Here is a 10,717-nt window from a genome sequence, read left to right as displayed (position 1 = left end):
GTACGAAGATCCTCACGCGCCGGGTGGCCGGGGGCCGCCCCTGGGCGTACGGAACTCCTCCCGCACGCCCCCGACGCTTCGGGTCACCGCTTGCGGCGCTCCTCGGGGCCGGTCAGGCCGGCCCGCCGCAGGGCGTCGGCCATGGCGCTGTTCGCGGGCGCGGGGGCTCCGGCGCCCTGCCGGCGGCCCTGGCCGCCGCCCTGGCCCTGGCCGCGCTCGCTCCGGCCGCGCTCGGCCTGGTTCCGGCTGCCGCCCTGGCCGCCGGCTCCGCCGCGCTGCTGCGGCGGACGGCCGCCGCCGCGCCGCTCCTCGCGCTGGCGCGGGGCACCGCGCTCGGCTCCGGCCTCGTCCTCCAGCCGCAGGGTGAGCGAGATCCGCTTGCGCGGGATGTCCACGTCCATGACCTTGACCCGGACGATGTCACCCGGCTTGACCACGTCCCGGGGGTCCTTGACGAAGTTCTTCGACAGCGCCGAGACGTGCGCCAGACCGTCCTGGTGGACACCGATGTCGATGAAGGCGCCGAAGGCGGCCACATTGGTGACCACCCCCTCCAGGATCATCCCGGGGGCCAGGTCGCCGATCTTCTCGACGCCCTCCTTGAAGGTCGCCGTCCTGAAGGCGGGTCGCGGGTCGCGGCCCGGCTTCTCCAGCTCGCGCAGGATGTCGGTGACCGTGGGCAGGCCGAAGGCCTCGGTGACGAACTGCTCGGGCCGCAGCGAGCGCAGCACCCCGGTGTTGCCGATCAGCGCGGCCACCTCGCCGCCCGCTGTCTTCCCCATCGCCCGCACCACCGGGTACGCCTCCGGGTGCACGGCCGAGGCGTCCAGCGGGTCGTCGCCGCCGCGGATGCGCAGGAAGCCCGCGCACTGCTCGTACGCCTTGGGGCCGAGGCGGGCCACGTCCTTGAGGCCCTTGCGGTTGCGGAAGGGGCCGTGGGCGTCGCGGTGGGCGACGATGTTCTCGGCGAGGGTCCCGCTGATGCCGGACACGCGCGACAGCAGCGGCGCGGAGGCGGTGTTGACGTCGACGCCGACGCCGTTCACACAGTCCTCGACCACCGCGTCGAGGGAGCGGGACAGCTTCACCTCGGACAGGTCGTGCTGGTACTGGCCGACGCCGATCGACTTCGGGTCGATCTTGACCAGTTCGGCCAGCGGGTCCTGCAGGCGGCGGGCGATGGAGACGGCGCCGCGCAGCGACACGTCCATGCCGGGCAGTTCCTGCGAGGCGAAGGCGGAGGCCGAGTACACGGAGGCGCCCGCCTCCGAGACCATCACCTTGGTGAGCCCGAGTTCCGGGTGGCGGGTGATCAGGTCCCCGGCCAGCTTGTCGGTCTCGCGGGAGGCGGTGCCGTTGCCGATGGCGACCAGCTCGACCGCGTGCTCCTTCGCGAGGCGGGCCAGCTTGGCGAGGGACTCGTCCCACCGGTTGGCGGGCACGTGCGGGTGGATGACGTCGGTGGCCACGACCTTGCCGGTGGCGTCCACGACGGCCACCTTCACACCGGTACGGAAACCCGGGTCGAGGCCGAGGGTGGCGCGGGTGCCGGCGGGCGCCGCGAGCAGCAGGTCGCGCAGGTTCGACGCGAAGACGCGTACGGCCTCGTCCTCGGCAGCCTGGCGCAGCCGCATCCGCAGGTCGATGCCGAGGTGCACCTGGACCTTGGTGCGCCAGCACCAGCGGACGGTGTCCGCGAGCCACTTGTCCCCGGGACGGCCGCGATCCGCGACGCCGAACCGGCGCGCGATCATGCCCTCGTAGGTGGAGGGACCGGGGGTGCCGGCGTCCTCGGGGGCCTCGGGCTCCAGGCTGAGGTCGAGGACGTCCTCCTTCTCGCCGCGGAGCATGGCGAGCACGCGGTGCGAGGGCAGCGCGGTGAACGGCTCGGCGAAGTCGAAGTAGTCGGCGAACTTGGCGCCGGCCTCCTCCTTGCCCTCGCGGACCTTCGCGGCGAGCCGGCCGCGGCCCCACATGCGCTCGCGGAGCTCGCCGATCAGGTCGGCGTCCTCGGCGAACCGCTCGGTGAGGATGGCACGGGCGCCCTCCAGGGCGGCCGCCGGATCGGCGACGCCCTTGCCGGCGTCGACGAACGCCGCCGCCGCCGCGGCCGGGTCCACCGACGGGTCGGCCAGCAGGCCGTCCGCGAGCGGTTCCAGGCCGGCCTCGCGCGCGATCTGCGCCTTGGTGCGGCGCTTGGGCTTGAAGGGGAGGTAGATGTCCTCCAGGCGCGCCTTGGTGTCGGCCGCGTTGATCCGGGTCTCCAGCTCGGCGTCGAGCTTGCCCTGCTCCCGTACGGAGTCGAGGATCGCAGCGCGCCGGTCCTCCAGCTCGCGCAGATACCTCAGCCGCTCCTCGAGGGTGCGCAGCTGGGCATCGTCGAGCATCTCGGTCGCTTCCTTGCGGTAGCGCGCGATGAACGGCACGGTGGAGCCGCCGTCGAGCAGCTCGACGGCGGCCTTGACCTGCCGCTCCCGTACGCCGAGCTCCTCGGCGATCCTGCCTTCGATGGACATCGTCACGATCGGGTCCCGCCTGCCTTCGTTTGCACTGGAAGGCTGCCAATTGTGGCAGGTGGTCGCGACGGACGGCGGGAGCCCTGCCCGTCAGGCCCTGCCCATGAGGTCCCCGGGCAGGCACCGGCGGTCACGGCCTCGGATCACGGAACCTGCGTGAAGCGCCGGACCCGGGCCGGGGGCCGGGGCCGGTGGTTCGATCCGGCCGTTCCCTCGGGCGGGGCCGGGGCGGCGGCGGGGGTGGCGGGGGTGGGGTGTCCGGTGGTCGCGGCGCAGGCCGGGGCGGGTACGGCAGGGCGAGGGGCGCCCGTGCGGCCGGACGGGGAGCGTTTCCCGTGCGGACGCGTGACGGCCGAATGGCGATCGTGTGACGGCAGCGGCCATGGACATGACCTGAGGGGCCAGGGGTGAATACGGTCGAGCGACGACCTTGAACCGAGCTGTCTCCCCTACCACTTGGAGCCATTCGTGCACCGCAAAGTCATCGTCCCGAGCGTGCTCGCCGCTTCCCTTCTGCTGGTGATCCCGGCGTCGGCGGCGAGTTCCGGTCCGGGCGCCCCGGGTATCGGCGATCCCTACTACCCGGCCAGCGGCAACGGCGGATACGACGTGTCGCACTACGACCTGCGCCTGAAGTACCAGCCGACGACGGACCTGCTGGAGGGCACCGCGACCCTGATCGCCACCGCCAAGCAGGACCTGTCCCGTTTCAACCTCGACTTCGGCCTGAAGGTCAGCGAGATCCGGGTCAACGGCGCGAAGGCTAAGTTCGCCACGTCCGGCGCGCACGAGGTGGAAGTCACCCCGGCGAAGCCGCTGGCACGCAACACCCCGCTGACCGTCGTCGTCCGTTACGCCGGCAAGCCGTCCGAGCTGAAGGTCGACGGCTGGACGGCCTGGCAGCGCACCCCGGACGGCGGCGTGGCGGCGCAGGAGCCCGACTCGGCCGTCTGGTGGTTCCCCAGCAACGACCACCCGCTGGACAAGGCCACCTTCGACGTCTCGGTCAACGTGCCCGACGGCACCCAGGCCATCAGCAACGGCGTGCTCCAGTCGCAGACTTCGCGGCTCGGCTGGACCCGGTACAACTGGCGCTCCAACAAGCCGCAGGCCACCTATCTGGCCACCCTCGCCGTCGGCAAGTTCGACATCACCACCGACAGGACGGCGAGCGGGCTGCCGATCGTCAACGCGTACAGCAAGGACCTCGGCGACACCGCGGGCGCGGCGCGGGCGAGCGTGGAGCGCACCGGCGAGGTCACCGAGTGGCTGGAGGGGGTCTTCGGGCCGTACCCCTTCAACGCGCTGGGCGGCTACGTGCCGAACGTGAACGCCGGCTTCGCCCTGGAGACCCAGACCCGGCCGTTCTACGGTCCGCGCCAGTTCCAGAACGGTGCGAACGTCTCGGTGGTCGTGCACGAGCTGGCGCACCAGTGGTACGGCGACAGCGTGTCCGTGGAGGGCTGGAAGGACATCTGGATCAACGAGGGCTTCGCCCGCTACAGCCAGTGGCTGTGGTCGGAGAAGGAGGGTGAGGGCACGGCGCAGGAGCTCGCCGACTGGGCCTACTCCCTGCGCCCCGCGGAGGACGCCTTCTGGCAGGTCAAGCCGGGTGACCCCGGTCCGGAGAACCAGTTCCACGGGGCCGTGTACGACCGCGGCGCCATCGCCCTGCAGGCGCTGCGCAACGAGATCGGCGACGAGGCGTTCTTCCGGATCCTCAAGGGCTGGCCGACCGAGCGGGCCTACGGCAACGCCAAGGTCGGGGACTTCGTCCGGTACGCCGAGAAGGCCTCCGGCAAGCCCCTGGCCCAGCTGTTCGAGACCTGGCTCTACACCCCGGGCAAGCCCGACGCGTCGGCGCTCAACCCGGCGGCCGCCAAGACCGCGGCCCGGTCGGCGCAGCAGTCCGCCCCGGCCAAGCCGGCCGCCGAGCCGAAGTCCTGGAAGAAGATCGCGGAGACCAACACCGTCCACGACACCGGGCACGGCACGGGGCACGGCACCGGGAACGGCGCCGGGCACGGCTCCGGTCCCGGTCACCGGCACTGAGCCCGCGCCCGGCCCGCGGCCCCCGCGTCCGGCGGGGGCCGCGGGTCCGGCGTACGTACGGTCAGCCGCGCCCCGCGTGCCAGGCGGCGCGGGCCCGGTAGGCGATCGGCAGGTACCGGAGCCGTTCGGGCAGCAGCGGTACGAGGAGCCGTACGGCCGTGCTGAAGCGGCGCAGCCGGCGCTCCTGCGCCGGGCTCCACTCCAGCCCGATCGCGGCACGCGCCTCGGGCGGCATGTATCCGGCGGTGACGAAGGCCCGCAGCCGCAGGAACGCCGCCCGCAGTACCGGCCAGGTCAGCCGCAGCAGCAGCCGTACGGGGAGCGGCCCGCCCTCGGGCCGGGGCAGCGGCACGTCGGTGGCGACCAGCTCGCGGGCGACCGCGGTCGGCTCGATCTCCTCGGCCAGCATCCGGCCCCAGTACGTCCAGTATTCCTCGATGGTCTGCGGCATGTCCCGGTCGCGCAGGCCGAGGATCCGGCCGACCTGGAGCCACTCGCGGTAGAGCTGCCGCTCCTGGGCCGGGGTGAAGCGGCGCAGCAGGTAGCGCCCGGCGTACAGGTAGACCGGGAAGCCGGTGGCGTGGACCCACGCGTAGCAGGCGGGGTCGAGGGAGTGGTAGCGCCGGCCGCGGGTGTCGGTGCCCTGGATGTCTTTGTGCAGGCGGCGGACCCGGCGGCCCTCCTCGGCAGCGTCCTCCCCGCCGTACACCCACAGCTGGACCGAGCGCAGGGAGCGTTCGCCGCGGCCCCAGGGGTCGGTGCGGAAGACGGAGTACTCGTCGACGCCGGCGGCGATGGCCGGGTGCGCGACCTGCATCGTGAAGGCGGCGGGCAGCATCAGCAGCGCGCGGACGTCACCGGCGATGGTCCACAGCACCCCGCCGGGCGGCGGCGGCTGCGGATCGGTCCGGGCGGCGGGGGTCCCCGGTGTCCCCACCCCGGCCCGTCGGTCGTTCCCGGTCATGCGCGCCCCCAAGCAGTCGATCTTTCCCGCTTCCCAGTATGACCTGCGCCGAAGCCCTTCCGGCGGGCCGGTCCGCACGCCATCCTGCGGCGATGGACCTGTCTCCCTCGGCGTGGTGGGAAGCTCTCCTGCCGTCCCTGCTCGCGGTCGCCTCGGTGACCGCCGCCTTCGTCTTCGCGGTCGCCGCGGGCATCGTCGTCGTGTTGCGCCTGGTGCTGAGGCGCCGCCGCCGAACGGTCCGGGAGGAGGCTGCGGGAGGTCTCGCCGGCTTCACCTGGACCCCTCCCGAGGAGTGACGGCGGGCCCGCCGCGTGATCGTCGCGGTCCGGACAGAAAGTCGCTGCACGGGTGTTACCCAGAGGTAACCGCGGCTGCTTGGATGGCGGAGCCGATCTTCCCGCGCAGGAACGATGGAGACCCCCATGCTGCTCAGCTCCCACCGCCGTCACCGCGCCGCCGCGGCGGCCGTCGCGGCGATCGCCGCCGGCGCCCTGGCCGTGACCACCGCGCCGGCCGCCGCCGCCGCGGAGAACACCGCCACCCCGCGGCTCAGCGTGCTGTCGTACAACGTGTTCCTGATGAGCAAGAACCTCTACCCGAACTGGGGACAGGACCACCGGGCCGCGGAGATCCCCAGGACCTCCTTCTACCAGAGCCACGACCTGGTCGTGCTCCAGGAGGCCTTCGACAACTCCTCCTCGGACGCGCTGAAGGCCAACTCCGCGGCGCAGTACCCGTACCAGACCCCGGTCGTCGGCCGCAGCAGGACGGGCTGGGACGCCACGGGCGGCGCCTACTCCTCCACGACCCCGGAGGACGGCGGCGTCACGATCCTCAGCAAGTGGCCGATCCTCCGCAAGGAGCAGTACGTCTTCAAGGACGCCTGCGGCGCCGACTGGTGGTCCAACAAGGGCTTCGCCTACGTCGTGCTGAACGTGAACGGCGCGAAGGTGCACGTGGTCGGCACGCACGCGCAGTCCACCGACCCGGGCTGCGGCGCGGGCGAGGCGGCGGAGATGCGCGCCCGCCAGTTCCGTGCCATCGACGCCTTCCTCGACGGCAAGAACATCCCGGCGAACGAGCAGGTTCTCGTGGCGGGCGACCTCAACGTCGACTCGCGCACCCCCGAGTACGCGAGCCTCCTCGCCAACGCCGACCTCGCCGGCACCGACTCCCGCACGGGCCACCCGTACTCCTTCGACACCGCGCTGAACTCCATAGCGAAGTACCGCTACCCGACGGACCCGCGCGAGGACCTGGACTACGTCCTGCACCGCAAGGGCCACGCCCGCCCGGCGGGCTGGGAGAACAACGTGGTCAAGGAGGAGTCGGCGCCCTGGACGGTCTCCAGCTGGGGCACCTCCTACACCTACACCAACCTCTCCGACCACTACCCGGTCATCGGCCGCTGACGTCCCCGACCGTTGGGCGACCAGGCGAGATCAGCGAGGCCGACGATGCCCCCTTTCCGGCCCTTCGGGGTCGGGAGGGGGCGTTTTCCGTGCGTCCGGGCTCAGCCCTTCTCTCCCAAGGCGGCCCGCAGCCAGTCAAGAGGGCCCTGCCCCAGCAGCTCCTCCGCCAGCCTCTGACCGGTCTCGGTCGTGAGCCGGGCCCGGCTGTTGTCGATCCACCGTTGCGCGCCGGCACTCCCGTGCGGGTCTCCTGGGTGTCGTGCCACACCGCGAGGAAGGCGGCCCGCGCCGGATCGGCGCCTCCAGCTTCGCGGTGATCGATGCGATGAGCGACGTACGCCAGGAGTGTTCGGCGACGCTCTCGGGCTGCTTGACGCCCGCCATCCACCAGCCCGCACTTGACGCCTCTGCGAGGCGGATTGCGTACGGATGCCTTCGAGTTCTCGGCGCGCGCGTAGAGGGCTCGGTGCTGTCCAACCGTTCAACGATGTCCGCGCCACCATCCTGGAATAGGCTCGGCGCCCCGTACGGCAGAGAGGCGAGGACATGAACACGGACACAGCCTTCGAGGTGTACGCCGCAATGCGTCAGCACGGCATTGCGGGGACCGTCGTCCCCGTGACGCCGGACGATCCGGCGAGCACGTGGATCGTTCTCGATGCGGACGGCCGGGACGTGACGACTGCCGTCCTCGCCGGGGTTGCCGCCGCGCGTGCGCAGCGGGCCGGGCGCGGGTTCATTGTCACGCGCTGATCTGAGGCCGCCCCACCCACGCCCGGGCGTGCGACGCCCCGACCCTTGTCTCCACAAAGACCCTGGTCGGGACGTCGCCGCAGTCACCGGACCCTGTGCATGCGTCACGTTGAGAGGCGTGCCACCACTGTCCGCCGACCGGTCGGCGGCCTCGGGTCACACCGCGTCGTACGGCTCCTCGTACAGGCCGTCGATGAGCGCGCCGTACTTGTCGCGGACGATGCGGCGGCGGAGCTTGAGGGAGGGCGTGAGCTCTCCGGTCTCGGGGCCCCATTCCTCGGTGAGCAGCCGGTAGCGCTTGATCTGCTCGGTCCGGTTGAGGCGGGCGTTGGCCGCGTCGACCGCGCGGGCGATTTCCTCCCGGACCGCGGGGTGTTCGGCGAGCGCGCCCGGTGAGGCGGCCTCGATGCCGCGGGCGGCCGCCCAGACCGGGGCCAGCTCGGCGTCCAGGACGAGCAGGGCGACGAGGTAGGAGCGGCCGTCGCCGTGCACCAGCGCCTGGCCGATCAGGGGGTGTTCCTTGACCGTGTTCTCCACCAGCGCCGGCGAGACGTTCTTCCCGTTGGACGTGATGATCAGTTCTTTCTTGCGGTCGGTGATCCAGAGGTAGCCGTCCTCGTCGATCCGGCCGACGTCCCCGGTGGGGAACCAGCCCTCCGGGTCGGAGGCGCTCTCCACCGACCCGTCCGGGCGCAGGTAGCCGCCGAAGACGGTCGCACCGCGGGTGAGGACCTCCCCGTCCTCGGCGATCCGCAGCTCCAGCCCTTCGATCGGACGGCCCACCGAACCCAGCCGGAAGCCGTCGGCGCTGTTGAGCGTGCACACCCCGGCCGTCTCGGTGAGCCCCCAGGCGTCCATGATCGTGATGCCCCAGCCGGCCCAGAAGCGGACGACGTCGATGGGCATCGGCGCGGTGGCGCTGGCCGTCCAGGCGAGCCGGTCCATGCCCGCCAGGCGCAGCAGCGGATCCAGGGTCCGCGCCTTGGCGGAGGCGTACGAGGCTTCGAGTCCGGCGGGCACCTCCTCGCCCCGCTCGTGGTGGCCGGCCCGGGCGCGGGCGAGGTCGTTGGCCTCCTCGATGGCGTGGCGCTGCTCCTCGGGGAGCTGCGCGAGGACCGCGCGGACGGAGGCGGCGAGCTTCTCCCAGACCCGGGGCACGCCGAAGAACTGCACCGGACGCAGCTCGCGGACGGCCGCGGACACGGCGGTGGGGTCGGCGCAGAGCATGACGTGCGCGGCCCTCAGCAGCGGCAGGTAGATGCCGAGGACCCGCTCGGCGATGTGCGCGAAGGGCAGGTAGCAGATGTGCTGGGCGTGCTCGGGCAGGTCCACCCGCCCGTCGAGGCGGACCGCCTGCAGGATCAGGTTGCGGTGGGTCAGGCGCACGCCCTTGGGGTCGCCGGTGGTGCCCGAGGTGTAGACGACGGTGAGCGGGTCCTCGGGGTGGCTCTCCTGCCAGGCCTTCTCGAAGGCGTCGGCGCGGTGGATCCGGGCACCGCTCGCGTACAGGGACGCGTACGTGCCGTGCCGGCCGGCCTCGGCGGCCTCAGCGACGACCAGGCGCTCCAGGGGGACGTCGGCCGCGGCCAGCAGGGGTTCCCACCGGACGAGTTCACGGGCGCCCTCGACGACGGCGACCCGGGCCCGGCTGTGCCGGGCGATGTGCGCGATCTGCTCGGGCGCGGAGGTCCCGTACACGGTGACGGGCACGGCGCCCAGGTGGAAGAGGGCGAGGTCGCTGAGCCAGTGCTCCGGGCGGTTGCCCATCATCAGCAGGACGTGCTCGCCGCGCTCGACACCGAGGGCCGCGTAGCCGGCGGCGAGGACGGCGACCCTGTGACGGACCTCGCTCCAGGTGAGCGTCGTCCACCCGGCCGCGTCGGGCCCGTCGCGCCAGGAGAGGGCGGGGAGATCCCCGTACTCGGCGGCGTTGCGGGCCAGCAGGGCGGAGAAGGTGATCTCTTCGGGTCGTCCGGGCAGTCGCAGGTTCGTGGTCATGGGCAGCTCCTGGCCGTTTCACATCGTTGGTGCGACAGCAATACTGTTGAACCCAAGCTGTGGAGCAGAGAGCGAGGCGCAGACGATGGCCGACCGGGCACCCGAGCCGATGCTCACCGTCGACGAGCTGGCGGCCCGGGCGGGCGTCACCGTGCGCACGGTACGGTTCTACAGCACCCGCGGGCTTTTGCCCCCTCCCGTGATCGGTCCGCGTCGGGTGGGGCACTACGGGCCCGAGCATCTGTCGCGGCTGGCCCTGATCGAGGAGCTCCAGCACCAGGGCATGACCCTGTCCGCCATCGAGCGCTATCTGGACGCCCTGCCGGACGACCTGAGTGCGCACGATCTCGCCATCCACCGGGCCATGGTGGCCAGTTGGGCACCGGACGCGGCCCAGGAAATCTCCCGGGAGGAACTGGAGAGACGGGCGGGGCGGAGCCTGTCGGACACCGACGTGCGGCGGCTGACGGCGATGAACGTGCTCGCTCCGTCGGGGGACGGGTTCCGGGTGGATTTGGGACTGCTGCGGCTGGGGGTGGCGCTGCTCGACGTACCGATCGCGCACGAGACGATCCTGGCGGCGCGCAAGGTGCTGCTGGAGCACACCCGGTCGGCGGCGCACGAGCTGACGGCGCTGTTCCGGGACGAGGTGTGGGGACCGTTCACCGAGGGCGAGAGCGACCCGGAGCGGGTGGAGTCGATGAAGGCGCTGTCGGCGCACATGCAGCCGATGGTGGTGCAGGCGCTGGTGACGGCCTTCCAGCGGTCGCTGCGGGAGGAGTTGCGGGCGGCCTTCGTCCCGGAGTCCGGGTGACGGCTCCGGGTCCGGGTCCGGCTCCGGGTCGGGCTCCGGGTCCGGGTAACGGGTCGGGGTCGGGCTCCGGGGCCGGCCCGGCCGCGTCCGGTGCAGCCGTGCGTGACAGGCATCCGTGACAGGCATCCGTGACAGCCGTTCGGGTCTGCCGGACTGCGGCGGCGGGTGCGCGGCGTGAGCGTGGGGGTGGGCCGGCCGGGCCGCACGA

Annotated in this window: 8 protein-coding genes and 1 pseudogene; 5 read left to right on the top strand and 4 right to left on the bottom strand. The window is 72.5% G+C overall.

Annotated elements, in window-relative coordinates; genetic code table 11:
• Window positions 1–83 precede the first annotated feature (83 nt).
• On the bottom strand, window positions 84–2,522 hold the full coding sequence (locus tag NRK68_RS28610) for a Tex family protein (protein WP_308296323.1): 2,439 nt from the start codon (window positions 2,520–2,522) through the stop codon (window positions 84–86).
• A 462-nt stretch (window positions 2,523–2,984) separates the two neighbouring features.
• Here NRK68_RS28610 and NRK68_RS28605 point away from each other — a divergent pair, with 462 nt between their 5' ends.
• Window positions 2,985–4,568 (top strand): M1 family metallopeptidase, encoded by a 1,584-nt coding sequence (locus NRK68_RS28605; protein WP_183063924.1) that lies wholly within the window; start codon window positions 2,985–2,987, stop codon window positions 4,566–4,568.
• A 61-nt stretch (window positions 4,569–4,629) separates the two neighbouring features.
• Here NRK68_RS28605 and NRK68_RS28600 read toward each other — a convergent pair whose 3' ends face one another.
• Window positions 4,630–5,532 carry an oxygenase MpaB family protein gene (locus NRK68_RS28600; protein ID WP_183063923.1) on the bottom strand — a complete coding sequence of 301 codons (903 nt, stop codon included), beginning with the start codon at window positions 5,530–5,532 and terminating at the stop codon, window positions 4,630–4,632.
• 92 nt (window positions 5,533–5,624) lie between these two features.
• Here NRK68_RS28600 and NRK68_RS28595 point away from each other — a divergent pair, with 92 nt between their 5' ends.
• Window positions 5,625–5,828 carry a hypothetical protein gene (locus NRK68_RS28595; protein WP_257857148.1) on the top strand — a complete coding sequence of 68 codons (204 nt, stop codon included), beginning with the start codon at window positions 5,625–5,627 and terminating at the stop codon, window positions 5,826–5,828.
• A 126-nt stretch (window positions 5,829–5,954) separates the two neighbouring features.
• On the top strand, window positions 5,955–6,944 hold the full coding sequence (sph, locus tag NRK68_RS28590) for a sphingomyelin phosphodiesterase (RefSeq protein ID WP_257857147.1): 990 nt from the start codon (window positions 5,955–5,957) through the stop codon (window positions 6,942–6,944).
• A 101-nt stretch (window positions 6,945–7,045) separates the two neighbouring features.
• Here the strand turns inward: sph and NRK68_RS28585 are convergent.
• Window positions 7,046–7,364 (bottom strand): annotated as a pseudogene (locus tag NRK68_RS28585) (HD domain-containing protein).
• A 126-nt stretch (window positions 7,365–7,490) separates the two neighbouring features.
• Between NRK68_RS28585 and NRK68_RS28580 the strand changes: the two are divergent.
• Window positions 7,491–7,697, top strand: coding sequence for a hypothetical protein (locus NRK68_RS28580; protein WP_257857146.1), 207 nt, complete (start codon window positions 7,491–7,493; stop codon window positions 7,695–7,697).
• 156 nt (window positions 7,698–7,853) lie between these two features.
• On the opposite strand, the gene NRK68_RS28575 is transcribed toward NRK68_RS28580, so the two are convergent.
• A complete protein-coding gene (locus NRK68_RS28575) occupies window positions 7,854–9,695 on the bottom strand; it encodes an AMP-dependent synthetase/ligase (RefSeq protein WP_257857145.1) in 1,842 nt (613 codons plus the stop codon).
• Window positions 9,696–9,780: 85 nt separating this feature from the next.
• Between NRK68_RS28575 and NRK68_RS28570 the strand changes: the two genes are divergently transcribed.
• Window positions 9,781–10,509 (top strand): MerR family transcriptional regulator, encoded by a 729-nt coding sequence (locus NRK68_RS28570; RefSeq protein WP_257857144.1) that lies wholly within the window; start codon window positions 9,781–9,783, stop codon window positions 10,507–10,509.
• Window positions 10,510–10,717 lie beyond the last annotated feature (208 nt).

The sequence above is a fragment of the Streptomyces yangpuensis genome (genome assembly GCF_024666385.1).
In the GTDB taxonomy this organism is placed as follows: Bacteria; Actinomycetota; Actinomycetes; order Streptomycetales; family Streptomycetaceae; genus Streptomyces; species Streptomyces yangpuensis.
This window is presented reverse-complemented; position numbering and strand designations above follow the sequence as displayed.

Coding starts and splice junctions, on each gene's coding strand:
- NRK68_RS28600 (WP_183063923.1), bottom strand. CDS start 5,532: ATGACCGGGAACGACCGACGGGCCGGGGTGGGGACACCGGGGACCCCC.
- NRK68_RS28595 (WP_257857148.1), top strand. CDS start 5,625: ATGGACCTGTCTCCCTCGGCGTGGTGGGAAGCTCTCCTGCCGTCCCTG.
- sph (WP_257857147.1), top strand. CDS start 5,955: ATGCTGCTCAGCTCCCACCGCCGTCACCGCGCCGCCGCGGCGGCCGTC.
- NRK68_RS28580 (WP_257857146.1), top strand. CDS start 7,491: ATGAACACGGACACAGCCTTCGAGGTGTACGCCGCAATGCGTCAGCAC.
- NRK68_RS28575 (WP_257857145.1), bottom strand. CDS start 9,695: ATGACCACGAACCTGCGACTGCCCGGACGACCCGAAGAGATCACCTTC.
- NRK68_RS28570 (WP_257857144.1), top strand. CDS start 9,781: ATGGCCGACCGGGCACCCGAGCCGATGCTCACCGTCGACGAGCTGGCG.